This is a genomic window from Aeromonas sp. QDB20, assembly GCF_027707805.1.
In the GTDB taxonomy this organism is placed as follows: Bacteria; Pseudomonadota; Gammaproteobacteria; order Enterobacterales; family Aeromonadaceae; genus Aeromonas; species Aeromonas dhakensis.
Window position 1 is genome coordinate 351,012 of the sequence record NZ_JAPCJC010000003.1, and the last position, 26,762, is coordinate 377,773.

Below are 26,762 nucleotides of genomic sequence, written 5' to 3' on the forward strand. Positions count from 1 at the left end.
ATTCGCCAGCCAGCAGGCGATGGTTTATGGGGCCGGCTGGCTCGAGGTCGGCAGGTAGCAACGATTCGCCAGCCAGCAGACGATGGCTTATGGGGCCGGCTGGCTCGGGGTCGGCAGGTAGCAACGGCCAGCAAGCCAGCAGGCGATGGACTGGCGGCTGGCATCGAAGTGGGGCTCTGGCAGATTGCGCGGGTCGCACCAGACCCAGCCTTCGCACTTCTCCGGCTCCAGCAGCTGGGGTTCTCCCTCTACCTCGGCCAGCAGGGTGACCGAGACATAGTGCAGGCCGCTCTCGCGCCAGGTCTCCAGGTTGTTGGTGACGGCGATGACGCTGGGGTTGCTGATCCGAAAACCGGTCTCCTCGGCCACTTCCCGGATCGCTGCCGATTCGAACGTCTCTCCCAGCTCCAGATGGCCGCCGGCGATGGACCAGTAGGGGGCGTGGCTCCCCTTGCGCTTGCCAAGCAGCACCTGGCCCTGGCGGTTGGTGAGGATCACGCCGACACCGACGCGGGGATAGGGAGTTGACATAAGAAGGGCTCCTTGCAGGGATGACGCGGGACAAGCAGGGAGCCCATGAGCGGCTCCTTGCACAAACGGCGAATTGCACCATAAAAAACGGGCCCACCTTAGGTTGGATGGGCCCGTCATGCAAGCAGTCTGCGGCGTCAGGCACCAGTGCTGCGGATCACCCCAGCTTGACCAGCATCTTGCCGGTGTTGCGCCCCTCGAACAGCCCGATGAAGGCCTGCGGCATGCTGGCGAGCCCCTGATAAACGGTCTCTTCGGCCTGCAGGGTGCCGGCGTCGAAGGCCGGGGTCACCTCGGCCAGAAACTCGCCGTAGTGCTGCCAGTGATCGAACACGATCAGCCCCTGCATGGTGAGGCGCTTGCGGATCACCTGGGAGAGGTTGCGCGGCCCGCTCGCCTCGCTCTGGCCGTTGTACTGCTCGATGAGCCCGCACATCACGATGCGACCGTGCACCACCATGTGGTTGAGGGCGGCGTCCAGCATGGCGCCCCCCACGTTCTCGAAGTAGACGTGGATCCCCTCCGGTGCCTGCCGGGCCAGCTCGGCATCGAGATCCGGGGTCTCGCGGTAGTTGATCACCTCGTCGGCCCCCAGGCTCTTGAGGTAGGCCACCTTGTCGGCCGACCCGGTGGAGCCGATGATGCGGGCCCCCGCCCGTTTGGCGAGCTGCACCACCATGGAACCGACGGCGCCGGAGGCGGCCGACACCAGCACGGTTTCACCGGCCTGCAGTTTGGCGATGCGGTTGAGCCCTGTCCAGGCGGTCATGCCCGGCATGCCGAGGGCGCCGAGAAAGCGCTGGGGCGGCAGGCGGGTGTCGGGCAGTCTGGTCAGCTGGGCGCCGTTGGCGATGAAGCGATCGCGCCAGCCCAGCATGCTGCTCACCCGGTCGCCCACCGCGAAATCCGGGTGGCGCGAGGCCTCCACCACGCCGATGGCGCCGCCATCGAGGGGGCCGTTGAGGGGGAAGGGGGGCACATAGCTCTTGGCCTCGCTCATGCGACCGCGCATGTAGGGATCCACCGACAGCCACTGGTTGGCGACCTGCACCTCGCCCTCCTGCAAGAGGGGAAGCGGCACCTCGACCAGGGCGAAGTCGGCTGCGGCGGGCAGGCCGACCGGGCGGCGCAGCAGTTGGATTTGATGGCTGGTGGCATTCATGGCGGTTCTCCCGTTGGATCTGGTGCAAGCCTCGCCGGCGACGGGCCGGGCCCTGTGTGTCGGCGGCGCTGGATGATTTTGTTTGCGTGCAAACTAAAATCAGGTTAATCCTGAAACGGAGGGCTGACAACTGTTTTGTGTGCAAATTATTCGACCCCCGATTTTCCTGGGGTATACTGGCCCCAGTCGTCAGCGAGGTGCCCCATGAGTGAATTGAAAAAGCAGGTCTGTTTTGCCCTCTACAGCGCCTCCAATGCTGTGATGCGGGCCTACCGGCCGCTGCTGGACAAGCTGGATCTCACCTACACCCAGTATCTGGTGATGTTGTCGCTGTGGGTGCGGGACGAGGTGAGCCTCAAGGAGATAGGCCAGGAGACCGGGCTGGATGCGGGTACCCTGACCCCCATCGTCAAGCGGCTGGAGAGCAAGGGCTGGCTGACCCGCACCGTCTCCCGCGAGGATGAGCGGCAAAAATGCATTCGTTTGACCGAGGCGGGCCGCCAGTTGCAGCAGGAGGTGCAGGGCTGCTGTCTGGCAGACAGCTTGCGCAATCAGGTGGATCTGGCCGATGCTGAACTGGCCCAGCTCAAGCAGCTCTGCGATCGCATCTCGGCCCAGCTGGGGCGTTGAGTTCGACCGACCATCCGTCTGAGGAGCCCTCCATGAGAATCTTGTTGCCCCTGTTTGCTCTGCTGCTGGGTGCCTGCAGCACCAGTTCCCACTCCCCGTCGATGGCCATCGACGATGCCGATGCCTGGCAGGCGATCTGCAAGGATGGCACCCGGGTGCGGGCCGTGGTGGAGGAGGGGATCTGCGCGGATCATCGCGGTGTTGCCATGTGGACGAATAAGCCAAGGGCCGCACGGATGGCAGAGGAAGCCGCCAAATAGTGTGATCCAGACGCCATAAAATGACACGACCGGCCGATTGGCCGGTTTTTTTCGCGATCCCGTCGGCACTTTGCCACCTTGTTCATGGTGCGCTCAGTTTTCTCTTCCCATACTGGCCCTACAGTTCCAAAAGAGGAGAGACGAGATGCAATCATCGTTGGTTGGGCTCTCCATTCTGTGGGGGCTGGCCAGTTTTGGTGTTCAGGGGGATTTCATCGAGAGCCGTGATTCCGTTGCGCCATCCTGGCAAGCCGAGTCCAGAGTGGAGATGGAAGGTTATCTGATTGAGTCGCTGGGGGAGGATCGCTGGCTGTTCGACAACGGCAGCGAGAGTCTGCTGGTCTCCCTGCCCCAGGGGCAGTGGGTGCCAACCGGCGAGCGGCTGCGGGTCAGCGGTGAGCCGCAGCAGGAGCAGGCCGGCTGGCTCCTGCAGGTGCAGGACGTGAGCCAGGTGGCGGTCTGAGTACCCTGCCAGCACCAGCAGTTTGAACATGTAAAAAGAGGAGGCTTTTGGGCCTCCTCTTTTTGATCTTGCGCTGACCTGAGTGGCTGGCAATCAACCCAGGTGATTGAGCGGCAGCGCCGTCTTGTGCTTGATCCGGCGCAGCACGAAGCTGGATCGCACCCCGGTCACCCCCGGAATGTGGGTCAGCTTGTCCAGCAGGAAGTGCTGATAGTGCTCCATGTCCCGCACCACCACCTTGAGCTGGTAGTCGGCGTCATTGCCGGTGATGAGGTCGCACTCCAGCACTTCGGGTAGTTCGCTGATGGCCCGATCGAAATTCTCGAACCGCTCCGGGGTGTGCCGATCCATGGAGATATGAATGTAGGCGGTGAGGGTCAGCCCCAGCTGGCGAGCGTTGAGCAGGGTGACGTGGGTGTCGATGAGACCGGCATCTTCCAGCGCCTTGACCCGGCGGGAGCAGGGGGAGGGGGAGAGCCCGACCAGCTCGGCTAGCTCCAGGTTGCTGATGCGGCCATTCTCCTGCATCAACTCCAGAATATGCCTGTCAATGCGATCAAGTTTCAGCATTCTCCGTTCCTCGTTGCAATTACTAATTCACTTTTCCTAGATTAAGGGTGAACTATTGCAAAAACAACTGAAAATACATGCTACTTCGCAACCACTCACCGGGCCGGCAGGGGTACCATGGTTACATCTTCCGGTGGCAAGACAGAAACCCAACCCGGTCTCTGTGGCAAATGACTTTACCGGGTCAAGAGCCCCATCAGCCGTCCCACCTTATCGGGCTACGACGGGCTGGAACGAGGACATCCCCTCCCCGAAGGCAACAAAGCAGGCATCCCGGCGCCTGCTTTGTTGTTTTTGTGCGCGGCGTTCAGCCCTGCTGCGGCTTGATGCGGTAGAGGCAGCGGTGATCCCCCTCCAGCAGATACTGTTCCCGTTCCACCTCGGCCGGCGCCAGCAAGCGGCGAAACAGCGCCAGCTCGCTGCGACAAAAGCCCCGGCAGGCGCTCGCCGCCGCGCAGATGGGGCAGTGACTCTCCCACAGCAGCCAGCTGCCATCCTCCTCCTGACGCAAGTCAGCCATATAGCCCTCTCGGCAGCGCAGCTCCTTGAGCCTGGCCAGCCGGTCGGCCAGCGCCGGCTGGTTCAGCTCGGCCTGATAGCGGGCCAGCTGCTGCTGTTCCCGCTGGTCGATCAGCCGCTCCATGCCCACCGCGCCAAACAGCTGCTGGATGTTGTCGATAAGCTGCAGGGTCAGCTCGCTGTGGCTGTCGGGGAAGCGCTGCCAGGCCTGCTCGGTGAGGTGCCACAGCCGCACCGGCCTGCCGCGCCCGCGGGCCTCGTCGTTGAAACTTACCCAGCCGTCGGCTTCCATCGTCATCAGGTGCTGGCGGGCGCCCATGGAGGTCATCTGCAGCTGCTCCCCAAGCTCGGCGGCACTCTGGGGGCCTTTGGTCTTCAACAGGTGGAGTATCTTGTCGGTGCTGGCATTCATGGGGCGGCTCTCGTGATCGGCTGGCACGCCAGAGGGGTGGCGCTCAGGTACCCATTATGGGGAGAGGGATTTCTTTAATCAACAATTCGCTTTACTTAATCCAGTTCACTGGCCAACATAAATAAACCAATGACTTTATTTAATGAGGCGAACATGGAGAGGATCAAGGGACAGGCCAGCTTGTGGGTATTGGTGATGACGGTGACGCTGGCGGTGGCGGGCTTCAGCCTGCCATCCCCGGTGCTGGCGCCGCTGTTGCTGGATCCGGCCCAGGGCATGTTGACGCCGGAAGCGTCGGACTGGAGCCGCAAGGTGTGGCTGGGGGTCATCATGGGACTCTATCCGTTGTTCCAGCTGGTGGGTTCCCCCTGGCTGGGCAAGCTCTCCGATCGCCATGGCCGCAAGCCGGTGCTGACCCTCTGTCTGGTGGGCGTGCTGGTGGGCTATGCCCTGATGGCGCTGGGGATCGCCTGGCGTTCCCTGCCACTGCTGTTGCTGAGCCGGGTGGTGGAGGGCTTCTTTAACGGTGACATCGCCATCGTGCAGGCCATGGCGGCCGACATGAGCACCGCCAAAACCAAGGCACGCAGCTTCGCCTGGATCAACATCGGCATGAACCTGGGCTGGGTGGTGGGCCCCATGATCGGCGGCTATGCGGCCGTGGTATCCGGTGATTACAGCCTGGCGGCCTGGCTGGCGGTGGCCATGACCCTGGTCAACCTGCTGCTGGTGCTCTGGCTGCTGCCCAATCGGCCGGCGGTGGCCCGCAGTGAGCAGCCGGCACCGGCCCTCTCTTCCCGTCAACTGTTGCTGCAGCCGGTGCTGCTGCCCTACTTCGTGCTGACCCTGCTCAGCTACGGGGCGGTGCAGCTCTATTTCACCTACTTCAACGTCTGGCTGGTGGAGCGGTTGGCCTGGGATCCGGTGCAGCTGGCGCAGGCCGCCGTGCTGGTGAGCGTGCCCATGATCGCGGGATCCTGGCTGGGCTCCCGTCTGGCTCGCCATTGGCGCGGCAGCTCCCTCGGGATCGTCGGTCATCTGGTGATGGCGGCTGGCATGTTGCTCTTCATCCTGCCCAGCCACTGGTGGGGGCTGGCGCTCACCTTTATCCCGGTCGGCATCGGCATGAGCCTGGGGGAGCTGGCCACTTCGGTGGCCGTCTCCAACCGTAGCCACGCCGAGCAACAGGGGCAGGCGATGGGGCTCTATCGCGGGCTGGCGGTGGGCAGCGAGATCCTGGCGGTAGTGGTCGGTAGCCTGGTGCTGCTGGCGGGCACCGAGTGGCCCTTCTATCTGGCGGCGCTGTGCGGTCTGCTCTGCGCCGCCGGCTTCTATGGCCTGCGCCGGGCGGCGGATCGGCGGCAGCGGTTCGACGCCCAGGTGGAAGCCGGCTGACGGGATCACAGAACGAGACGGAGGGGGCTGCCGGCGCTTGCATCGTGGCGCCGACTCTGGGACGGTATGGCTCTTTGCTTCGCTTGCCCGATCGCCCGGTGCTCCCTTGCTTCATCTGTACCTTGCGATGCTCAGCCTTTGGCGGTGGCATGAATCGTTATCAGGCCCTGGCGTTGGAAGCGGGTAGGTATGGCGGCGTATTCGTTTCGACACGCTTGGCGGTGATATGAGTTGTTATCAGGCCCTGGCGTTGGAAGCGGGTAGGTATGGCGCCGCATTCGTTTCGACACGCTTGGCGGTGATATGAGTTGTTATCAGGCCCTGGCGTTGGAAGCGGATAGGTATGGCACCGCATTCGTTTCGACATTTTGGAGGTGATATGAGTCGTTTTCAGGCCATTGCACTGGATATGGATGGCACTCTGCTGACCCGGGATCACAAGATCTCGTCCGCCACCCGGGCCGCACTGGCCCAGGCCCGCGCCCACGGCATCAAGGTGCTGCTGGTGACCGGGCGCCACTTCATGACAGCCCGCCCCTTCCATCACGAGCTGGCCCTCGACACCCCCATCATCTGCAGCAACGGCGCCTACCTCTATGATCCGGTGCAGGAGAGGATCCTGAGCGGGGATCCGCTGGCGGTGTCCCCTCTCGGCCGGCTGCTGGCCGAGGTGCAGGCGCACCAGATGGGGGCCCTGTTCCACCTCGACGAGGGGATCGGCTACCTCGGCTGCGAGGAGCATGTGACCCGGATGCGCCACTGGTCGGCGGCCCAGCCGGATCATCTCAAGATCTCCCTGCTGCCGGCGGAGGATCTGGCGAGCTGGCTCAGCCGGCCGGTCTGGAAGCTGGAGCTGTTCAACCAGGATCCCGCCCTGCTCCATCACTTCATGGCAGAGGTGGTCGCGCAGCTGCCCTTCACCTGCGACTGGGCGGCGCCCTATGCGGTGGAGCTGGTGCAGCCCGGCTGCAGCAAGGGTAACCGGCTGGCCCAGTGGGCCGCGAGCGAAGGGATCGCGATGGAGAACGTGGTGGCGTTTGGCGACAACAACAACGACATCAGCATGTTCGAACAGGTCGGGCTGGCGGTGGCCATGGGCAACGCGGCGTCACAGATCCAGGCGCTGGCAGATCGGGTGACCGCCGATCACAACGAGGACGGTATCGCGCTGGCGCTGCAGCGCTGGGTTCTGCCCGCCTAGGGGGCAGAAACAGAGAGTGGCAGAAGCAGAAAGGGGCCATGTCGGCCCCTTTTGGTTTGTCAGTTCCCGAAGGTGAACTGGATCACCCGATCCGGGAAGCGGATCCGGTTGTAGTCGCGGCGCAGCCCCTCGTAGTGACGGATGGCGCGCTCGCGCTGGGCGCGGTAGTAGTCGCGCTGCTTGCTGTCGTTCTCGTTGCGGATCTGGCGCTCCAGCGTCTGGATGTCGCGCTCGGTCCGCTCCATCTCGCTCTTGAGATCGCTCAGCTGCTTCTCCACCAGGTACTCCTTGCGGCCGCGGTCGTACTGGGTCAGGAAGCTGGCATCGTTGGGACAGACGCCCTGATACTCGGCGCCGGACTTGCCCTTGCTGTAGGCGAGCTCGGGAATGCAGTAGAGCTCCAGCCCCTTGGCATAGCCCCGTTTCCACTCCGCCTCGTCCACCTTGAGGCCGTATTCGCCGCAGGTCGAGACGTAGTCGCGGGTGGCGCTCGGGGTCTTGCCCTGCTCGCCATCCTGATAACCCAGGTTGTACCAGCTCATGGTGCGGCACTCTTCTTCCGACAGCGAGCTGCAACCGGCGAGCAGGAAGGGCAGGGTCAGCAACAGGATCTTGGGGGACATGGACGACGGGCTCCGAGAGAGATGATGGGGGGCATTCTAGAGAGGATGCCGGGGCAGGACAAGGGATGAAAAGCGGCGTCGGCCGGCGCCGTTTTTTGAGCGGTTTGTCACTATTTGCACAGGCTGGCGACGTAGCGGCCCGCGCCCTTTCCTTGTCGCCGGTCACGGGGTAAACTGCGCCATCTTTTAACTGGCGCGTAACAAAAACAATGAAAGTCCTGACCGTCGATTACCGCTCGCCCGACGCGGCGCAGCGCTTCACCGAATCCCTGCGGACCACCGGCTTCGGGGTGCTGACCAATCACCCCATCCCGAAAGAGCTGGTGCAGTCCATCTATGACAACTGGTATCGCTTCTTCATGAGCGAGCAGAAGCAGGATTTCCTGTTCAATCGCGAGACCCAGGACGGTTACTTCCCGCCGTCGGTGTCCGAAGTGGCCAAGGGCCACAGCCAGAAGGACATCAAGGAGTACTTCCACATCTACCCCTGGGGCCAGATGCCGGCCGAGCTGAAAGAGCAGGCGATGGAGTACTACCGCCTCGCCAACGACCTGGCGGCCGAGCTGCTGGGCTGGGTCGAGCAGTACACCCCGAGCGACATCGCCGCCCACTACAGCTGCCCGCTCTCCTCCATGATTGAAGAGAGCCAGAAAACCCTGCTGCGGGTGCTGCACTACCCGCCGTTCGACGGCACCGAGGAGCCGGGCGCCATCCGCGCCGCCGCCCACGAAGACATCAACCTGCTGACCATACTGCCCGCCGCCAACGAACCTGGCCTGCAGGTGAAGGGTTCCGATGGCGAGTGGATGGACGTGCCCTGCGACTTTGGCACCCTCATCATCAACATCGGCGACATGCTGCAGGAGGCCTCCCGCGGCTACTACCCCTCCACCACCCACCGCGTCATCAACCCGACCGGCGGCAGCGCCGCCAAGTCACGCATCTCCCTGCCGCTGTTCCTCCACCCGCGGCCGGACGTGGTGCTCTCCGAGCGTCATACCGCCCACAGCTACCTGATGGAACGGCTGCGGGAGCTGGGGGTGATCTAGTCCCCAAAGCTGTCCCACCACCCTGTAAAACCGGAGCAAAATTGCTCCGGTTTTTATTTGTTGGCAGGATTGTGCATTAAATAGAATTTAATTAGGTAATTATGCCAATAATGCGCGCTTTATCCAGATAAGCGGCGTTGTGATTGCGCAGCCCTCCCCGTACTCTGAGCGTCATTTTGGGCCCCTTGTGGCGGGCCCCACGGTTGGAGTTCTTATGAAGCAGTCCCAATGGTCATCCCGGCTCGGTTATATCCTGGCCGCCGCCGGTTCCGCAGTCGGTCTCGGCGCTATCTGGAAGTTCCCCTATGTGACGGCCGCCAACGGCGGCGGCGCCTTCCTGCTGGTGTTTCTGCTGTTCAGCTTCACCCTGGGGGTGGCGGTGCTGATGGGGGAGACGCTGCTCGGCAGCCTGAGCCGGCGCGGGGTGGTGGGAGCCTTCGGTGAGCTGATGGGCAAGCGCTGGCGCTGGGTCGGCGCCATGGGGCTGCTCAGCAGCCTGCTCATCTACAGCTTCTACAGCGTGGTGGGCGGCTGGACCCTGGGCTACACCGGCATGGCGCTGGCGGGCAGCCTGCAGCACGGTGATGGCGCGGCCCTGACCGCCCGCTTCAACGACTATGTGGGGGATCCGCTCTGGCCGGTGCTTACCCACCTGCTGTTTGCCGGGCTCACCTGGTGGTTCGTGCAGGGGGGCGTGCAGAAGGGGGTGGAGCGCACCCTGCGCTGGATGATGCCGGCCCTGTTCATCATGATCCTGATGCTGGTGGCCTTTGGCCTCACCCTGCCCAATGCCATGGCCGGGGTACGCCACTTCCTGATGCCGGACTTCAGCAAGCTCGGCATGTCCGGCGTGCTCGATGCCATGGGGCTGGCGTTCTTCTCCCTCTCCATTGGTCTGGGCATTCACACCACCTATGGCGCCTACCTGCCCTCCAGCGAGGGGGTCGGCCGCTCCAGCCTCTGGGTGGTATTGCTGGCAAGCCTCATCGCCGTGCTGGCGGGCTTGATGATCTTCCCTGTGCTGGCGGCCACCGGCATCGATCCCGCCTCCGGCCCGGGTCTCACCTTCATGACCATGCCGGCGGTGTTCCAGCAGTTGCCGTTTGGCCAGGGGCTGGCGGTGGTGTTCTTCGTCCTGCTGGTGGTGGCGGCACTCTCGTCGGCCATCTCGCTGCTGGAGCACCTGCAGTGCTTCGTCAGCGAGAGTCTGGGCTGGTCACGACGGGCCGCCTGCAGCCTGATCACTGTGCTGGTGATGGCCAACGGCATTCCGGTCAGCCTGTCGTTCGGCCCCTGGGCGGACGTGACCCTGTTTGGCAAGAACATCTTCGAGCTGCTCGACTTCGTCACCTCCAACCTGATGATGCCGATGTTCGGGCTGGCGCTCACCCTGCTGCTGGGCTGGCGGCTCGGTCGCCAGGCGCTGCCCGCCGGCCTGGCCCTGCATTGGCACACCCTGCTGATGGGCTGCTGGCGCTGGCTGGCACCGCTGCTCATCGGCGGCATCCTGGTACGCGGGCTGGTATAACCGGTTCAGGGATGAAGGGGGGCCGGCGTTGCCTGCGGGTGGCGGGCCCGCACCTTGTCGACGGCGGCCTGCCAGCGGGCGATCACGGCGTCATCCTCGCTCTTCGAGAAGACGATGTAGAGCCAGTTCTCCTGCAGCAGCAACCCGGAGTTCACCACGCTGCGGGGGGAGAACTTCATCTTGGCCAGGATGGCCGGCATGATCTGATCCCCCATGGGGAAGGCGTCTATCTTGCCGAGCACCAGGAGCTCGATGGCATCCTCGATGGTCTGGCAGCGCACCAGGTTGGTGTAACCCTCCCGGGTGAGCAGCTCGTCATCGGCGTTGCCGAGCAGCACGCCGACCCGCGGCAGCTTGCGCAGCTGGGCCAGGTCGGTCAGCGGCTTGCTGCCTCTGGTCTGGTAGATCACCACCCGGTTCGGGAACAGCGGCCCCACCCACTTGAACTGGGACTCCCGATGGGGCGTGCGCAGGATGACGAACAGGGCGAAACCGGGTTCGACCCGGGTCAGGGCGAGCGCCCGCTTGAGGGGGTAGATCTTGATGGGGTAGTGAACCCCCATCTCCTGCTGGACTTCCTGCACCAGCTGCACCGCCAGCCCGCCGAGCTTGCCGTTACTGGTGTGGGTAAAGGGGGGCAGCTCGTGGCTGATGAGGGTCAGCGGGGGCTGCGGCGTGGCCAGCGCCAGGGCGGGCAGCAGTAGCCAGGGCAGCAGCCAGTTCATCCAGTATCCGGTCAGGTGCGTCACGTCGGTGCATCCATGTTGCGCAAGGGGGTCGCCACGGGCGGTCGCTGACCGGCCTGCCGAGGCTAACTCTATTATTGCTCAAGGGATTGGGCTGCCTGATGATCTTTGCCGGCCGCGGCAGAGAATCCCTTTTTGAAGGGGGGGATGAAAAAAAGTTGATCGCGTTGTGTCAATTTTTCTTTCCATGGTTTAGGCTGTGATCCCGTTTGGCATTCAGGCCCGCTTATTCATGTCACCCCGTTGCGCACTGTTCGGTCGATTTTTTGGCTCGCAAGAGAGGTGACCTTGCACGCACAGCTTGTCTGAATGTTCATTGCAAAGGTCGCCACCAGGCGGCCTTTTTTGTTGCCCGCACCGTGCGGTTATCCATGGAGTATCGATGTGATGTTGTCTTGCCCGGAGGTTGTATGAGCCAGGTTCAGTGGTCTTCCCGTCTCGGTCATGTGCTGGCAGCCGCCGGTTCGGCGATCGGTCTTGGCGCCATCTGGAAGTTTCCCTATGTGACCGCCACCAACGGCGGCGGCGCCTTCCTGCTGGTGTTTCTGCTGTTCAGCTTCACCCTGGGGGTAGCGGTGCAGGTGGGGGAGACCCTGCTCGGCAGCCACAGCCAGCGCGGGGTACTCGGTGCCTTCCGCAAGCTGGTGGGGCCGAACTGGCGCTGGATGGGTTACATGGGGATCCTGTGCGGCTTCTTCATCTACAGCTTCTATAGCGTGGTGGGGGGCTGGACCGTGGGATACGCGGCTCTGGCCATCGGTGGCGAGCTCAACCTGAGTGAGGCGAGCGCCCTCACCGCCCTCTTCACCGGTTACGTGAGCGATCCTCTCTGGCCGGCCATCACTCACCTCATCTTTGCCGGGCTCACCTGGTGGTTCGTGCAGGGGGGCCTGCAGAAGGGGGTGGAGCGGGCGCTGCGCTGGATGATGCCGGCCCTGTTCGTGATGATGCTGCTGCTGGTGGTGACCGGCCTCTCCATGCCGGGAGCCATGACCGGGGTACGCCAGTTCCTGCTGCCCGACTTCAGCCAGCTCACCGGCCAGGGAGTGCTGGACGCGCTGGGGCTCGCCTTCTTCTCCCTCTCCATTGGCCTGGGGGTACACACCACCTATGGCGCCTACCTGCCCAGCAGTGACGGCGTGCTGCGCTCCGGCGTCTGGGTGGTGACGCTGGCAAGCCTCATCTCGGTGCTGGCGGGGCTGATGATCTTCCCGGTGCTCGCCTCCACCGGCATCGATCCGACCGCCGGGCCAGGGCTCACCTTCATGACCATGCCGGCGGTGTTCAACCACCTGCCGTTCGGCCAGGGGCTGGCAGTGGTCTTCTTCCTGCTGCTCTTGGTGGCGGCGCTCTCCTCCTCCATCTCCATGCTGGAGCACCTGGTGCGCTTCACCACCGAGGAGTGGGGCTGGTCGCGCCGTGGCGCCTGCCGGGTGCTGACCCTGCTGATCATGGCCTGTGGCATTCCGGTGAGCCTGTCGTTCGGCCCCTGGGCCGAGTACACCCTGTTCGGCAAGACCATCTTCGATCTGCTGGACTACCTCACCTCCAACCTGATGATGCCGCTGTTCGGCCTGGTGCTGACCCTGCTGCTGGGCTGGCGACTGGGGGATCGCATGGTGCCGGCGGATCTCTCGCCAGTGTTGCGGTTCTGCCTGCTCTGGTGCTGGCGGCTGGTGGCCCCGCTGCTGATCGGCGGGATCCTGGTGCGGGGCTTGCTGTAAGAGCGGCCCGGCGCTGGCCGGGCCTGAGGGCCTAGTTGGGGGGCGTGGTAGGCAGGCGGGTATTGAGGTGTGAGCGGATCTGCAGCAGCGTCTTCTGGTACTCCTTGGCATGATGCTCCATGAAGGAGGCGCTGTGGTTGAGACGCCGCTCCAGCCGGTCTACCAGCAGCGCCACCCTGGGAGCTGCCATGCCGGCCGGCCAGCACAGTTGCAGCAGCTCCAGCAACTGCCAGGCATCGCCAGGCAGGGCCGGGAACTCCTCCTGCAGCGTCAGCGCATACTGCACGGCCAGCTGGTGCTGGCCTGCCGCGCTGGCCCGCTGCCGCTCCTGGCGCAGATAGGTCAGCCGCAGCTCGCGCCGCTCCAGTTGTTTCGTCAAGTCGATGACGACCTGCTTGAACAACTGTTGCAGCAGCGGGGCCGGGGCGACCCTGGCCTGATACTGGCCTAGCTGGGTCAGGTAGCGTTTGGCGTGGTGGGGCAGTCCGCAGAACTGGCTGACGGCGAAGCCGAGCAGCTGGTTGAGGTGGTTGTCCCGCGCGCTCTCCGGCGGGTGCTTGGCCAGCAGCAGCAGGGCCTCGTCGAAGCGGTAGTCCAGGCTCAGCATCAGCGCCTTGAGCAGGGCGTCCTCATGAGCCCGCAGGGTGACGGCCTGGTTGAGGTAGCGATACTCCTGCTGCAGTGAGCTGATCCTGGCGGCGCTCGGGTAGTGCCAGAGCACCGACAGGCTGGCATTGAGGATGAAGTTCTCGATAGATACCCGCAGCTTGTGATCGGCAAAGAAGCGCAGGCTGAGGGCGTTGGCCTGCTCCAGCGCCTTGCCCTCATCCTTGATCAGCAGTGCCAGCAGGATGGCCGCCTGGCGCCACTCTGGTTGCCAGGCGTTTTTTTGCAGCAGATGGCCGAGCACGTCCCAGGCCGCCTCCCACTGCCCCTCGTGCAGCAGACAGGCCAGCGCCAGCTCCAGCTGCAGGGCCGGCGGCAGCCGCTCCCGGTTGCGGGCCAGATCCTTGCGCGCGCTCTCCAGCCTGCCGAGTCCCAGCAGGGCGTAGATCAATCCCTTGCGCGGCCACCAGGAATCATATTCCGTGGTACAGACTGCGTAGTGCTGGGCAGCGTGGAAGTGATCCTGCCATTGCAGCAGCATGTAGCCCTTGCTCCGGTCCAGCTGTTGTCCCAGCTCCCGATACTTCTGCTGCTCATAGAGCAGGTCCTCGCACAGGGCACAGCTCAGTTGCCACTCCCTGAGCCGCATCGGGGCCGGCAGGGCCCGGGTCAGCCCGGTCAGCTGTACCAGCTCGTGCAGGCGGGTGGTCAGTTGCTCCTGGGTAAAGGGGATGGTCAGCTGCAGGGAAAAGTAGAGATCCGAGGGGGGATAGTGGAGTGGCTCCGGGTCTGCATTGAGCAACAACAGCACGCAGCCCGGCTCCAGTAGCCCCAGATAGTGAGCCTCCTGCAGCATGCGCACTCCCTCCAGGTCCTGGTGATGGCTCTGGTGGCAGATGATGGCGTCGAACGACTGCTGGCGCAGCAGGGTTGGCAGGGTTGCCAGTTCCTTGCAGTGGGTCAGCTGGGTTGATGCTATGCCCTGCTGGCTCAGCCCCTGGGAGAGCGCCGTGCTGAGCATGGTGTCGTCTTCGATCAGGAGGATCTGCATCCTTGGCACTCCTTGGCCGGTTCAGGATCGGAACAAGTATGGTATGTGATGGAGTCAAAAAGAGCTATTACTCTGTTACAGAGGTGCCGTGCCGGTCAACCCCTCGTCCGAGCTCACCTGCGGTGGGGGGAGGGCGCCGGATTGACAAGAAACACCACCACGCCGCCATAGGCGGGGGAGCTGGTCAGACGGCGCTCCCACTCTTTATCCCACTCACCTCCCTGCACCAGCCCCACCTTGAAGGGGAGGGTCAGTCGCGTCAGCGCCTGCAGGTAGCGCGCGTAGCCGGGCTCGGTGCGACGGCCACGGTAGGTCTGCACCACCAGCTCGTCGATCGTGCCGGCGAGGGCGTTGAGGGTCGTCACATCGCCGGTGAGGGTCCAGTCCAGCAGGCCGGTGATGCTGATGGCGCAGTCGGCGGGCAGCTGGCTGCGCAGTTTGCGCAGGAAGTCGCCATAGTCCGCCAGTCGGTGGGTGCGGGCATCGAAGTCTATCTGGATGCCGCGTACCTCATTGCCCTTGCGCTGCCAGGTTGCCAGCTGGTTGGTCAGGCTCTTGAGCAGGGCCTCATCCCAGTCGAGCCGCTCCACCCGATAGGCGAGCCAAAGCTCCTTTACCGGCAGCTTGCTCGGCGCTATGCCCTGCCCCTGAAAACGCACGGGCTGGCGCGCATCGAGCGGGCCTATCTCCCCCTGATGCAGATAGAGCCGCTCGGCCTGCTGCAGCACCGGCTGGGGCCTGACCCCGGCCCACAGCCAGAACTGGCGGTAGTGGCTCGCCTCGACGGCGGTGCTGGCCTCGGCGCTCAGCAGCGCCAGCATCACCAGTAATATTTGAGCTGTTTGGCCCACTGGCTCGTTCCGTACTGGCGTTTGAGGGTGTTGAACCAGCCCTTGCGCTGGCTGAGGGGAATTTCCTGGCTGCCGCAGCTGTTGTTGCCGCTCGGGGCGTAGCAGTTGATGGCGCGATAGAGGGCGTAGGCCTTATCTTCCTTGGCGGCCTTGGGGTTGGCGATCACCTGTTGATACCAGTCGAGCCGGCTGCGCTGCTGGCCGGCAAACAGATCCCGGCTGCCCGCCAGGGTGTCGGCGCCCGGCCGCTGCAGGAGCGGATCCCAGTCCAGCCCCTTGCTCAGGAAAAACTCGCCGAGGCAGTTGAGCGCCTTGGGCGATTTGGGGTTGTCCGCCAGGGTGGTGACCACCGCGGTGAGCGCCGGGCATTGATACTCCTGGCTCCCTTGCCAGTCGAACGGGGCGGCCAGCGGGGCCAGCGCCAGATCCTGCAGGAAGCCCCGGTAGTCGCCGTGGGTCAGCTGCTTGTAGCGCAGGGTGTGGCCGGCGCGCTGGCGCAGGGGGTCGGAAGCCTGCTCATCCTGCACCATGCGGCGCAGCAGCGGAGCCGGCGCCACGTACTCCAGCAGCGGAATGCGGTAGTGATCGCTCTGGATGGGACTCTCCTTGGCAAACACCTGCTCCAGCCGGCCGGCCCGCTCCAGGGTCATGGCCAGCGCCAGTTGCAGCAGCTGATCCTGCAAGGGAGTGGGCTGGCTGGCGAGCAGGGCGCGCCACTGCTGCTCCGCCTCGGGCAGCGCCTGACTGGCCGCCAACGCCATGCCCTTGAGCACCTGCTGGCTGAATGCCAGGTTGTCGAGTGGCCCCTTGCCGAGGGCGGGAGCGGCGGCGATGACGGCGGCATAATCCTTGGCCAGATAATAGCGCTCGGCCTGTTGCAGGTAGGCGAGCCAGGCCGGGTTGCCGGCAAACTGGGCGCTCTGCTGCGCCAGCTCGCCGCTTTGCAGCGGCGGCCACTCGTCCCAGCTCTCGTGCAGCCGCAGCCTGCGCAGATCCTGCACCAGGGTCAGCTGCGGCATGGCGGCTGAGCCGGTGAAGCCGGGCTGCATCAGCAGCTTGAGGTCTATTTCGTTGAGCAGCTCCGGGTTGCCCGGCTGGCGGCTCGCCTGCTGGAACAGGCTGGCCAGCGCCGCCTCGTCCCCCTTGAACCAGGCGAGCCGGCGCAGCAGCCCGTTGGCGGAGTCGAGATAGCGCCCCTCTGGGTAGCGGCTGCGATAGTCGGCGATGAACTGCTCGGCGCGCTGCACGGCGGCCTGGTCAATCTGGTTGCGATTCAAGGTGCCCCAGTCATCGAAGGCGCTTTGCTGGGACTGGTTGAGGGCGACCCGGATCCGCATGTAATCCGCCGTCTCTTTCAGCCAGGGCTGATCCTGTCTGGCGAGGGCGGCAAATAGCGTATCGGCTTGGGCGAACTCCCCCTGATAGAAGAGCCGGCTGGCGGCCAGGTAGTCGGCAAAGCCCTGGCCGGCGGCCGACAGCGGCGTGGCCTTGTCCTCCGGCGCCGTGGCCGTTTCGGCCTGCTGGGCGCACTGGCCCAGCATGGCCAGCCGCTGGCGGGCCAGCTGGCTGCGCTCGTCGGCACCCAGCGCCGGGGTGTCGACCAGCGCCTGCAGGAAGGCTTCGGCCGCGATGGGGTTGTTGCTGATGCAGCGTCCCTCGCTCCAGCCGGCGGCCCGCTCCAGGGTGGCCTGGGTGGTGCTCTGCTCGATGCCGAGACCGGCGGCCAGCGCCAGCAGGGGATCCGGCACGGCGGGGGCCGGCTCGGCCTGGGTCGGATTGAGCAGATCCTCGATGGCGAAGGGCAGCGGTAGCGGCGCCTTGGGCAGCGAGAAGGCCTGCTCATCGGCCAGCAGCAGCGCCAGGTTGGTGCGGGTGTCGTTGTCGGGGGAGAGGAACGGCAGCCCGTTCAGATGGCACTGGGCGGCGGTCAGTTGCAGGGTGAGCGGCGTCTCGCAGCCATCTGGGCCGCAGGCCAGGGCGGGCAGGCTGCACAGGGCCAGCCACAGGGGAGTCAGTTTCATGGGCGCTTCCAGCAGGAGTCGGGATGCTGGCACGCTACAAGATGCCTTTGCACCTTTCAACTGACCATAGGGGCAGGTCAGCTGGCGGCGGGCCTACTGCAGGCCGGGCCCTTTGGCCGAAAAGGGGCAGTCGCGCTGCTGGATCAGTTGTTCCCCAGAGCCCGCCGCCCCCTGCCAGTACAGGGCGAGCTGGCCGAGGCGGCCCAGGTGGCGCAGCTCGAACTCGTAGCGCAGGCAGGGCTCGGTGAGGGGCAGGCTGGCCATGCCGGCCGGCAGCCGGTAGTCGTAGCGCAGCAGGGGGCCGTCTGTCAGCGTGCTGCGGCTGGGCAGCAGTCCTTGTGCCGTAGGGACGGGGGCACTCAGCCTGCGGCGCAGGCTGAGGGGGGCGTCGATCGCCTTCTGATAGTGCAGGCCGTTCATGGCCGCCAGCTCCTCTTCCAGCCGCTGCAACTCCCCCTCCAGCCCGCTCAGCGCGGCCCCCAACTGCTGGTGGCCGGGGGCGGCGCAGCCCCCCAGCAGCAGGGTGAGAAGCAACAAGGGGGCGCGGGTCGGGTGCATGGGCTCTCCTTTGAGCGCACGGATGGGCAGGGCCGGGCTGACTATAGCAGGGTATTGGTGGGCGGCGCGGCGCGCAGCAGGCCGGCGAGCCGCTCCAGCGCCTCGGCGACGCGGGCGTCGGTGGCCGGCTGGCTCAGGCTTAGCCGCACTCCCTGCGGGGCGGCGAACTGGCCGGCGGCGAAGTGTTCCCCGCTGGCCACCCCGACGTCAAGGGCGTTGGCGGCCTCGGCAAACTCCTGGCTGCGCCAGGGCTCCGGCAGCGGCAGCCAGGCGTGCATGGAGCCCGCCTGCCAGCAGGCCTCCGGCAACAGGTGGCGCAGCAGCTCGCCGCGACGTGCCAGGATCTGCCGTTGCTGCTCTACAAGAGGCATGATCTGGCGCTGGCTCACCAGCTTGCAGGCCAGCTCGATGAGCAGCGGGCTCACCATCCAGCTCGACAGTCGCATCGCCTGGGCGAAGGCACCGCGCAAGTGGGGTGGAGTCAGCACGAAGCCGACCCGCAGGCCACCGCAGGCGATCTTGGCCAGACTGCCCAGATAGATGACCCGCTCCGGCGCCAGGTTGACCAGCGGCGTCACCGGCTGCTGGGGCAGCAGGCCGTTGACGTCGTCCTCGATGATCAGCAGATCGTGGCGGCGGGCGATGGCGATGATGGCCTCGCGCCGCGCCAGGCTCATGGTGGCTGTGGTGGGATTCTGCAGGGTGGGGGTGAGGTAGAGCAGCTTGGCGCGGCGGATGCGGCAGGCCGCCTCCAGCGCGTCGGGCAGCAGCCCCTCCTCGTCCATCGCCAGCCCCACCACCTGATTCTTCAGCTGGCGGGCGTTGCCCAGCATGCCTGGGTAGCTGAGCCCTTCGCAGAACAGGGTCTCCCCCACGCAGCCGGTGGCCAGCAGGGAGAGCATGATGCCGTGCTGGGCGCCGTGGCTGAACAGCAGATACTCCTCGCTGCCCGCCACCCCCTGCTCTGTCAGCCAGTCGATAAAGAGCTGGCGCTGGCCGGGCTGGCCCGCCTCCTTGTCGTAACCGAGCAGGGCGTTGAGATCCCCGTCTGCCACTTCCGCCAGCATGGGCCGGATGATGGCGGCTCGATCCAGCTGCACTGGCAGGTTCTGCCACAACTCGATGCGGTGCCCCTCCTCCTTGCGGATCACCCAGGCGTTGGCCGGATCCTCATGCTCCCCCTTGACCCAGGTGCCATGGCCGACCCGGGCGGCCAGCAGCCCGCGCCGCTCCGCCTCGCCATAGGCGCGGGTGACGGTGCCGACGGTGACCCCCAGCCTGTCCGCCAGCGCCCTGTGGGTGGGCAGCCGGGTCTGGGGCGGCAGGGAGCCGTCCTGAATGGCTTGCTCGATGGCCTTCACCAGCTTGAGGTAGAGGGGGCCGGCGAAGGGGGTGAGGTCTGGGGTCCAGATTGTCATGGTGACAATAAATCCATTGATCGAAATGTATCGGCAATATAGCGTGATTTTGAACCCGATAACAATCAAAAACAGTGCATTGTATCGATACAATGTGCGCAGTTCAGGAGTACAAAGATGACGATCGAATGGTATGCCACCCTGTTTGGCTTTGCGGTGCTCACCTGTGGCACGCCGGGCCCCAACAACCTCATGCTGACCGCCTCCGGCGCCAACTTCGGGGTGCGCCGCACCCTGCCCCATCTGATCGGGGTGGCGGTGGGCCAGCCGGTGCTGCAGATGGTGCTGGCGCTGGGGCTCTACCCCCTGTTCGAGCGCTGGCCGCTGCTGCGCCTTGGCTTACAGATCTTCGGCAGCCTTTATCTGCTGTGGCTGGCATGGCGCATCGCGGTGGCCGGCGCTCCCGGTGATCCGGCCCGGCGCGCCCGTCCGCTGACCCTGCTGGAGGGGCTGGGCTTTCAGTTCCTCAACCCCAAGGCCTGGATGATGGGGATCTCCGCCATCAGTCTGTTCAGCCTGCCCGGCGCCAGCTACTGGCCTCGCCAGTTCGCGGTGATGGCCATGTTCGTGCTGGTGGCGCTGCCGGTCTGCTTCGTCTGGGTGCTGTTCGGTCATCAGCTCAGCAACTGGATCTGCACGGATCGGGGCTGGCGCCGCCTCAACGGCAGCCTGGGGGCGCTGACTGCGCTCTGCGTGGTGATGCTCTGGTACTGAGCCTTGCCAGAGGCCGCATAAAGATGCGAAGAAAGTGCATTTGCGGCCTTGTCTGACGGGCACCGGCTCTGCATATTAGAAGGCTTGTCGCCGAGTCGGCGCCCTGCATCATCAAGAGGTTGAGATGGATCTGAACTGGTTGCTTCCCCTGGCGGGCTTTGCCCTCATCACTTGCGGCACGCCGGGCCCCAACAACATGCTGCTCACCAGCGCCGGTGCGGCCCAGGGCTTTCGCCGCAGCGTGCCCCTGCTGGTGGGGGTGGTGGGGGGGATCAACCTGATGATCCTGGCCACGGCGCTGGGGCTGGGGGTGATGTTCGAGCAGGTGCCGTTGCTGCACGACGGGCTCAAGCTCATCGGCTCGGCCTACCTGCTCTGGCTGGCCTGGAAGGTGGCGACCGCCAGCGGCCCGGCCGAGGGCAATCGGCCGCTGATCCCGGCCCATCAGGGGGCCATGCTGCAACTGCTCAACCCCAAGGCGTGGATGATGGCGCTTTCCGCCATCAGCGGTTTCACCCTGGCGGGAGAGGCCTACTGGCCCTCCGCCATCTGGGTGCTCGCCATCTTCTTTATTACCGGCCTCTATACCGGGGCTTTCTGGGTGCTGTTCGGTGCCCAGGTGCGCCGCCTCATTCGCACCGCCAGAGGCTGGCGTCGTTTCAATCTCGGCATGGGGGTCGCCACGGCGGCCTGCGTGCTGATGATCTGGATTTAGTCCGGGCCTGCGCCCGGGCCTTTACCGCCTGTCTTGTTGGCCCTGCGGGGCCTTTTTTATTCCTGGGCGGTGCGATGACGCGCGCCGTCCTCTGTTTGGTGTACACGATCGGTTTGCACAATAGGTTTGCACGATTGTTTTACACGATCGGTTCACACAAGGAGGTCCCATGAAATGTATCGGTCTGCTGGGTGGCATGAGCTGGGAGTCCACCGTCAGCTACTATCAGGCACTCAACCGGGGCGTGCGAGCACGGCTTGGCGGCCTGCACTCGGCGCGGGTGCTGCTGAGCAGCGTCGACTTTGCCGAGATAGAGCGGCTGCAGCACGCCGGGGACTGGCCCGCCACCGCCCGCCTGCTGGCGGCCGAGGCGCGGGCCATCCAGGCCGGTGGCGCCGATTTTCTGCTGATCGGCACCAACACCATGCACAAGGTGGCGCCCGAGATCGAGGCCGCCATCGACATCCCGCTGCTCCATATCGCCGATGCCACCGCACGTCAGCTGCAAGCGGACGGGATCCAGAGGGTCGGCCTGCTCGGCACCCGCTTCACCATGGAGCAGGAGTTCTACAAGGGGCTCCTGCAGGAGAAGTTCGGGCTGGAGGTGCTGGTGCCGGGCGAGGCGCAGCGGGAGCGGGTGCACCGCATCATCTATGACGAGCTGTGCCTCGGCGACATTCGCGACGCCTCGCGGGCCGAGTACCTGGCCATTATCGAGGGGCTGGCGGCCGCTGGCGCCCAGGCGGTGATCCTCGGCTGCACCGAGATTGCCCTGCTGGTGGGGGAGGCCGACGCCGCGGTGCCGCTCTACGACACCACCACGATCCACGCCGAGGCGGCGGTAAGCCTGGCGCTGGCTTGACGACAGGGGCCTGCTGGCAAGCGGATAAGCCAGAAACTGTCCGGCCGCCGGCTCGGCAGGGCTTGACCTTGCCGCAGGGTTGCTGCATAGGCTGAAGGTCCGCTTTGGCCAACGAGGAGTGACTCATGCAGCGTCGCGATTTTCTCAAACTCTCCACCGCCGTCGGCATCGCCGGTGCCTTGCCTTGGTGGGGGCGGGCGGTTGCCGCCGAGCGCCCAGCCCTGCCTATTCCTGCGTTGCTGGAGGCGGACGCCAGCGGCCTGTTCCAGCTCAGGGCCCAGCCGGGCCAGATGCAGTGGCGACGCCAGCCGACCCGCAGCTGGGGCTACAACGGCAACCTGCTCGGCCCCACATTGCGTGCCCGCCAGGGGCAGGCGGTGCGAGTCCGGGTCGCCAACCAGCTGGCGGAGACCACCACGATACATTGGCACGGGCTGGAGGTGCCGGGCACCGCCGATGGTGGCCCGCAGGCCAGCATCCCCTCCGGCAAAGAGTGGCAGGCGGCGTTTCGCATCGAGCAGCCGGCGGCCACCTGCTGGTATCACCCCCATACCCACGGACAGACCGGCCATCAGGTGGCCATGGGGCTGGCCGGGCTCTTCATCCTCGACGACGAGGAGAGCCTGCGGCTGCCGCTGCCCCAGCGCTGGGGGGTGGACGACATCCCGCTGGTGCTGCAGGACAAGCGCCTCGATGGGCGGGATCAGGTGGACTACCAGCTGGACGTGATGAGCGCGGCGGTCGGCTGGTTCGGCGATCTGATGCTGACCAACGGCGCCGTCTATCCGACCCACGACGCCCCCCGCGGCTGGCTGCGGTTGCGGCTGCTCAACGGCTGCAATGCCCGCTCCCTCAGGCTGGCGACCAGCGATGGCCGCCCCTTGTATGTGATCGGCAGCGATGGCGGCCTGCTGGCGGAGCCGGTGGCGCTGAGCGAGCTGGCGCTGCTGCCGGGGGAGCGCTTCGAGGTGATGGTGGATGCCCGCAATGGCCAGGCGTTCGATCTGCTCACCCTGCCGGTACGCCAGATGGGGATGACCCTGGCGCCGTTCGATGCGGCCCTGCCGCTGCTGCGGATCCGGCCCTCCCTGATCGAGGGCAAGGGGCGCCTGCCGGACAGTCTGGCGCGGCTGCCTGCGCTGCCCGCCACTCAAGAGTTGCCGAGCCGCACCCTGACCCTGTCGATGGATCCCGAGCTGGACCGGCAGGGGATGCAGGCGCTGATGAGCCGCTACGGCCACGGCGCCATGGCGGGCATGAGCATGGATCACGGCGATACGGGCAGCATGGCCGGGATGAAGATGGGCGGGCAAGGCGACGGGATGGCAGGAATGGATCACGGCGACATGGCCGACATGAAGCAAGCGGGCGGCGCGCTGGACTTGCATGGCGGCAACCGCATCAACGGCCAGGCCTTCGCCATGAACGACCCGCAGTTTGCGGTCAAGCGCGGCCGCACCGAGCGCTGGATCATCTCGGGGGAGGGGGACATGATGCTGCACCCCTTCCACATTCACGGCACCCGTTTCCGGATCCTGAGCGAGAACGGTCAGCCGGTGGCCCCTCACCGCGCCGGCTGGAAGGATATCGTCAAGGTGGAGGGCGGGCGCAGCGAGGTGCTGGTGCGCTTCGATCACACGGCGCCGAAGGAGCGGGCCTACATGGCCCACTGCCATCTGCTGGAGCATGAAGACACCGGCATGATGCTCTCGTTCACGGTGGAAGAGTGAAATAATGGCCCGTTCGGGGCCATTGTTTTTTACTGGTCAGATCTCACTATCTGGCTGCGCCGCATACCCCTCGGCATAAAAGCGTGTAAAATTGCGCCCTGAATTTTCCGGCCGGCGCACGCCGGCCGCGACTCCTTACACGCAAGGCTGACATTGTGACAGAAGTAGATAGATTCGCGGACATTCGCCCCTACCGCGATGAGGAAGTACCGGCAGCCATCGAGCGGCTGATCCGGGATGATGAATTCATCGGCGCCATCGCCAAGTATCGCTTCGGCTCCCTGATGAGCTGGCTGGGCTGGGCCATTCGCCCGCTGATCCGCCAGTTCCTGCGCTACAAGTGGTCCAAGGTGACCACCATCCATCAGGTGCAGATGGGGGTGACCCGCTACATGAGCCGGATGATCGCCACCTCCACCCAGGGGGTGACCTTCTCCGGGCTTGAGCATCTTAAAAAAGAGCAGGGCTACCTGTTCGTCTCCAACCACAGGGACATCGCCATGGATCCGGCGTTCGTCAACTGGGGGCTGCATACCCATGGTTTCGATACCGTGCGCATCGCCATCGGCGACAACCTGCTGCGTAAACCCTGCGCCACCGAGCTGATGAAGCTCAACAAGAGCTTCATCGTCAAGCGCTCCGCCAAGGGGCCGCGGGAGATGATGAAGGCGCTCGGCGAGCTGTCGGCCTACATCGGCCAGTCGGTGCACGAAGGCCACTCCATCTGGATCGCCCAGAAGGAAGGGCGCGCCAAGAACGGCGATGACAAGACGGATCCGGCCATCCTCAAGATGTTCTACGTGGACGGCAAGAAGCAGAAGATCGAGTTCGTCGACTACATGCGCAGCCTCAATATCGTGCCGGTCAGCATCAGCTATGAGCTGGATCCCACCGACAAGGCCAAGGCGCGCGAGCTGTACGAGAAGTCCATCAACGGCAGCTACGAGAAGGGCGAGTTCGAGGACATCGAGAGCATAGTTGCCGGCATCGTCGGCCAGAAGGGGCGGGTACACGTCTCCTTCGGCGCCCCCATCACCGAAGGCTTCAGCGATCCGGACGAACTGGCGGCGCTCATCGACAAGGCGATCTGGGGCAACTACCGCCTCTTCCCGGGCAACTACCTGGCTGCGGATGTGGCAGGCCACGCCAATACCATCGAACAGGCCGCCTTCCTGAGCCGTCAGTCGGAGGTGCCGGAAGAGCACAAGGCCATCTGGCGTGCCATGTACGCCAAACCGGTGGAGAACGCCGCCAAGGCTTGAATGACACCGGTTTTGACCAGGTGATGCGAAAAAAACGGGAGCAGATGCTCCCGTTTTTGCGTCTGGTCAAAGTCGTCGGCAATGGAGTAGTGAATAATATTGTTTCAGCTGGTACGATCACCCGGCGAACGCGCTTGCCCCGCTTGGCAAGCCGAGGATGAGTGTGTAACAGTGCACTCACCACGCCGGAGAGAGCCATGGCTCCATCCCGGTCTGCACGGATAGCAGACGGTGTGACACAAGGACCTTCAACGGGTCCTTTTTCATTTTGCGGCTAAGATGTCGCCTGAATACACCTAAGGAAGCGCCATGATCACCGGCAGTCTGAATACCTTGCAGCGTACGCCGCTGCCCGCCCCGCTCGACCGCATCCTGGTCGAGGTGGTGCAAAGCGTCGACCGGTGGCGGCATGCCCCGCTCGGCAAGCAGGAGGTCGACGGCCTCAAGCTGTTCTGCCTGGTGAGCGAAGAGCTGACCGAGCCGGCGGCGGATCGCCGTGGCGAGTTCCATCAGCAGTACCTGGACATCCAGCTGTTGCTCGCCGGCGAGGAGTGGATCGGGGTCGGCCCGCACACCTACGCGAGCGAAGGGGCGGATCACCCCCATCCCGATCTCTGGTTCGTCGACGATGAACAGACCAGTTATCTGGCGTTGCAGCCCGGCGACTTCGCCATCTTCTGGCCGGGAGAACTGCATCGCCCCCTCTGCACCCCCAACCCGCCGGCCAAGGTGAAGAAGCTGGTGGTCAAGGTGCACCGGGATCTGCTGGCCGGCCTGTAACCGCTGGCGCAGCCTGACTGAGACGAGTGGCCGGAATCGTCCGGATTTGCACTTAACATATTGAAAAATTGGGCGCACTTTCCTGCGACCATAAGCCCCCGGCAGGGGAATCCCATCCATGTTGGATGACACGACACTGTCGGCATAAAGCCGAAGCACAGGAAGATGTAGAACATGAGCAAGTTGGTATTGATCCTTAACTGCGGTAGCTCTTCCCTGAAATTTGCCGTAATGGACGCCGAAACAGGTGAGGACATGCTGTCCGGCCTGGCCGAATGCTTCAATCTGGATGATGCACGTATCAAATGGAAACTCCACGGCGTCAAGGGCGAGGCCATGCTGGGCGCGGGTGCCGCGCACCAGGAAGCCCTCGACCACATCGTGGGTCACATCCTGCCGCAGGATCCGACCCTGGCCGAGCAGCTGGTGGCCATCGGCCATCGCATCGTGCACGGCGGCGAGCAGTTCTCCCGTTCCGTTCGCATCGATGACAGCGTGATCGCCGGCATCGAAGCCGCCATTCCGTTCGCTCCCCTGCACAACCCGGCGCACCTCATCGGCATCCGTGCCGCCCTCAAGGTCTTCCCGGCGCTGGCAGAGAAGAACGTGGCCGTGTTCGACACCGCCTTCCACCAGACCCTGCCAGAGGAAGCCTACCTCTACGCGCTGCCCTACAAGCTCTACAAAGAGAACGGCATCCGTCGTTACGGCGCCCACGGCACCTCCCACCGCTTCATTGCAGAAGAGACCGCCAAGGCGCTGGGCAAGCCGCTCGAAGAGCTCAACATCATCAACTGCCACCTGGGTAACGGCGCTTCCGTCTGCGCCATCCGTGGCGGCGAATCCGTCGACACCTCCATGGGGCTGACCCCGCTGGAAGGGCTGGCAATGGGCACCCGCTCCGGCGACATCGACCCCGCCGTGGTCTTCTTCATGCACGACCAGCTTGGTTACAGCGTGGAGCAGATCAACCACACCCTGACCCGTGAGTCCGGCCTGCTGGGCATGACAGAGGCGAGCAGCGACTGCCGCTATGTCACTTCCAACTACGCCACCGACGCCGGTGCCAAGCGTGCGCTGGACGTGTTCACCTACCGGGTGGCCAAGTATGTCGGTGCCTATGCCGCCGCCATGGATGGTCGTCTGGACGCCCTGGTGTTCACCGGTGGCATCGGTGAGAACGCCGCCATGGTGCGCGAGATGGTGCTGGATCGTCTGGCCCTGTTCGGCTTCAAGGTCGACAAGGAGGCCAACAACGCCGCCGTGCTGGGCGGCGAGGGCCCCATCACCGCCGAAGGCAGCCGCCTGGCGCTGGTGATGCCCACCAACGAAGAGCTGGTTATCGCCCGCGATGCCCTGAGCCTGGTCGGCTAACGCCCCC

26 protein-coding genes are annotated in these 26,762 nt (G+C 64.9%); 15 read left to right on the plus strand and 11 right to left on the minus strand.

Features of this window, described 5'->3' with window-relative positions; all coding sequences use genetic code 11:
- Positions 1-87: 87 nt before the first annotated feature.
- The gene (locus tag PG897_RS05535; RefSeq protein ID WP_005304883.1) at positions 88-531 is read right to left on the minus strand and encodes a nucleotide triphosphate diphosphatase NUDT15; all 444 of its coding nucleotides are present in this window, start codon (positions 529-531) and stop codon (positions 88-90) included.
- Positions 532-688: 157 nt separating this feature from the next.
- On the minus strand, positions 689-1,693 hold the full coding sequence (locus tag PG897_RS05540; RefSeq protein ID WP_139724867.1) for an NADP-dependent oxidoreductase: 1,005 nt from the start codon (positions 1,691-1,693) through the stop codon (positions 689-691).
- A gap of 204 nt (positions 1,694-1,897) precedes the next feature.
- Here PG897_RS05540 and PG897_RS05545 point away from each other — a divergent pair, with 204 nt between their 5' ends.
- The 3 genes from PG897_RS05545 to PG897_RS05555 all read left to right on the plus strand — a co-directional run bounded on the left by PG897_RS05545 (position 1,898) and on the right by PG897_RS05555 (position 3,046).
- The gene (locus PG897_RS05545; protein ID WP_024943177.1) at positions 1,898-2,323 is read left to right on the plus strand and encodes a MarR family winged helix-turn-helix transcriptional regulator; all 426 of its coding nucleotides are present in this window, start codon (positions 1,898-1,900) and stop codon (positions 2,321-2,323) included.
- 32 nt (positions 2,324-2,355) lie between these two features.
- On the plus strand, positions 2,356-2,583 hold the full coding sequence (locus PG897_RS05550; protein WP_005304875.1) for a hypothetical protein: 228 nt from the start codon (positions 2,356-2,358) through the stop codon (positions 2,581-2,583).
- Between the two features lie 145 nt (positions 2,584-2,728).
- On the plus strand, positions 2,729-3,046 hold the full coding sequence (locus tag PG897_RS05555) for a hypothetical protein (RefSeq protein ID WP_005304873.1): 318 nt from the start codon (positions 2,729-2,731) through the stop codon (positions 3,044-3,046).
- Between the two features lie 93 nt (positions 3,047-3,139).
- Here the strand turns inward: PG897_RS05555 and PG897_RS05560 are convergent, their stop codons facing one another.
- Both PG897_RS05560 and PG897_RS05565 read right to left on the minus strand, forming a co-directional pair.
- A complete protein-coding gene (locus PG897_RS05560) occupies positions 3,140-3,616 on the minus strand; it encodes an Lrp/AsnC family transcriptional regulator (protein ID WP_005304871.1) in 477 nt (158 codons plus the stop codon).
- Positions 3,617-3,923: 307 nt separating this feature from the next.
- A complete protein-coding gene (locus tag PG897_RS05565; protein WP_019840775.1) occupies positions 3,924-4,547 on the minus strand; it encodes a helix-turn-helix transcriptional regulator in 624 nt (207 codons plus the stop codon).
- A gap of 153 nt (positions 4,548-4,700) precedes the next feature.
- Between PG897_RS05565 and PG897_RS05570 the strand changes: the two genes are divergently transcribed.
- Both PG897_RS05570 and PG897_RS05575 read left to right on the plus strand, forming a co-directional pair.
- The gene (locus tag PG897_RS05570) at positions 4,701-5,942 is read left to right on the plus strand and encodes an MFS transporter (protein ID WP_201883701.1); all 1,242 of its coding nucleotides are present in this window, start codon (positions 4,701-4,703) and stop codon (positions 5,940-5,942) included.
- Positions 5,943-6,321: 379 nt separating this feature from the next.
- The gene (locus PG897_RS05575; RefSeq protein ID WP_005304856.1) at positions 6,322-7,143 is read left to right on the plus strand and encodes a Cof-type HAD-IIB family hydrolase; all 822 of its coding nucleotides are present in this window, start codon (positions 6,322-6,324) and stop codon (positions 7,141-7,143) included.
- Positions 7,144-7,202: 59 nt separating this feature from the next.
- On the opposite strand, the gene PG897_RS05580 is transcribed toward PG897_RS05575, so the two are convergent.
- Entirely contained in the window at positions 7,203-7,766 is a 564-nt protein-coding gene (locus PG897_RS05580; RefSeq protein WP_201880149.1) for a DUF2799 domain-containing protein, read from the minus strand.
- A 209-nt stretch (positions 7,767-7,975) separates the two neighbouring features.
- Between PG897_RS05580 and PG897_RS05585 the strand changes: the two genes are divergently transcribed.
- Together PG897_RS05585 and PG897_RS05590 are read left to right on the plus strand one after the other, a co-directional pair.
- Positions 7,976-8,815 carry an isopenicillin N synthase family dioxygenase gene (locus tag PG897_RS05585; protein WP_010636209.1) on the plus strand — a complete coding sequence of 280 codons (840 nt, stop codon included), beginning with the start codon at positions 7,976-7,978 and terminating at the stop codon, positions 8,813-8,815.
- A 214-nt stretch (positions 8,816-9,029) separates the two neighbouring features.
- A complete protein-coding gene (locus PG897_RS05590) occupies positions 9,030-10,343 on the plus strand; it encodes a sodium-dependent transporter (protein WP_201880151.1) in 1,314 nt (437 codons plus the stop codon).
- Positions 10,344-10,348: 5 nt separating this feature from the next.
- On the opposite strand, the gene PG897_RS05595 is transcribed toward PG897_RS05590, so the two are convergent.
- Positions 10,349-11,068 carry a substrate-binding periplasmic protein gene (locus PG897_RS05595; RefSeq protein ID WP_005304833.1) on the minus strand — a complete coding sequence of 240 codons (720 nt, stop codon included), beginning with the start codon at positions 11,066-11,068 and terminating at the stop codon, positions 10,349-10,351.
- A gap of 431 nt (positions 11,069-11,499) precedes the next feature.
- Between PG897_RS05595 and PG897_RS05600 the strand changes: the two genes are divergently transcribed.
- Entirely contained in the window at positions 11,500-12,813 is a 1,314-nt protein-coding gene (locus PG897_RS05600) for a sodium-dependent transporter (protein ID WP_043171902.1), read from the plus strand.
- A gap of 31 nt (positions 12,814-12,844) precedes the next feature.
- Here PG897_RS05600 and PG897_RS05605 read toward each other — a convergent pair whose 3' ends face one another.
- From PG897_RS05605 to PG897_RS05625, 5 genes are all read right to left on the minus strand, one after another.
- The gene (locus tag PG897_RS05605; protein ID WP_201880154.1) at positions 12,845-14,470 is read right to left on the minus strand and encodes a hypothetical protein; all 1,626 of its coding nucleotides are present in this window, start codon (positions 14,468-14,470) and stop codon (positions 12,845-12,847) included.
- 113 nt (positions 14,471-14,583) lie between these two features.
- Positions 14,584-15,321 (minus strand): DUF3142 domain-containing protein, encoded by a 738-nt coding sequence (locus tag PG897_RS05610; RefSeq protein ID WP_201880157.1) that lies wholly within the window; start codon positions 15,319-15,321, stop codon positions 14,584-14,586.
- Entirely contained in the window at positions 15,291-17,342 is a 2,052-nt protein-coding gene (locus PG897_RS05615) for a hypothetical protein (RefSeq protein ID WP_236660933.1), read from the minus strand. The genes PG897_RS05610 and PG897_RS05615 overlap by 31 nt, the downstream gene beginning before the upstream one ends.
- A 93-nt stretch (positions 17,343-17,435) precedes the next feature.
- Positions 17,436-17,900: a hypothetical protein gene (locus PG897_RS05620; RefSeq protein ID WP_201880163.1), complete on the minus strand. Its 465-nt coding sequence runs from the start codon at positions 17,898-17,900 to the stop codon at positions 17,436-17,438.
- A 41-nt stretch (positions 17,901-17,941) separates the two neighbouring features.
- The gene (locus tag PG897_RS05625) at positions 17,942-19,318 is read right to left on the minus strand and encodes an aminotransferase-like domain-containing protein (protein ID WP_201880166.1); all 1,377 of its coding nucleotides are present in this window, start codon (positions 19,316-19,318) and stop codon (positions 17,942-17,944) included.
- 117 nt (positions 19,319-19,435) lie between these two features.
- Between PG897_RS05625 and PG897_RS05630 the strand changes: the two genes are divergently transcribed.
- The 7 genes from PG897_RS05630 (at position 19,436) to PG897_RS05660 (ending at position 26,755) form a co-directional block, all read left to right on the plus strand.
- Entirely contained in the window at positions 19,436-20,032 is a 597-nt protein-coding gene (locus PG897_RS05630; RefSeq protein ID WP_270828779.1) for a LysE family translocator, read from the plus strand.
- 124 nt (positions 20,033-20,156) lie between these two features.
- Positions 20,157-20,747 carry a LysE family translocator gene (locus tag PG897_RS05635; protein WP_010636219.1) on the plus strand — a complete coding sequence of 197 codons (591 nt, stop codon included), beginning with the start codon at positions 20,157-20,159 and terminating at the stop codon, positions 20,745-20,747.
- A gap of 169 nt (positions 20,748-20,916) precedes the next feature.
- A complete protein-coding gene (locus PG897_RS05640; protein ID WP_201880169.1) occupies positions 20,917-21,609 on the plus strand; it encodes an aspartate/glutamate racemase family protein in 693 nt (230 codons plus the stop codon).
- Between the two features lie 125 nt (positions 21,610-21,734).
- Entirely contained in the window at positions 21,735-23,339 is a 1,605-nt protein-coding gene (gene cueO, locus PG897_RS05645; RefSeq protein ID WP_201880183.1) for a multicopper oxidase CueO, read from the plus strand.
- Positions 23,340-23,494: 155 nt separating this feature from the next.
- Positions 23,495-24,601, plus strand: a complete 1,107-nt coding sequence (locus tag PG897_RS05650; protein ID WP_010636222.1) for a 1-acyl-sn-glycerol-3-phosphate acyltransferase — start codon at positions 23,495-23,497, stop codon at positions 24,599-24,601.
- 309 nt (positions 24,602-24,910) lie between these two features.
- A complete protein-coding gene (locus PG897_RS05655; RefSeq protein WP_005304798.1) occupies positions 24,911-25,381 on the plus strand; it encodes a YhcH/YjgK/YiaL family protein in 471 nt (156 codons plus the stop codon).
- Positions 25,382-25,555: 174 nt separating this feature from the next.
- Positions 25,556-26,755, plus strand: a complete 1,200-nt coding sequence (locus PG897_RS05660) for an acetate kinase (protein ID WP_005304795.1) — start codon at positions 25,556-25,558, stop codon at positions 26,753-26,755.
- The last annotated feature ends 7 nt before the right edge of the window (positions 26,756-26,762 follow it).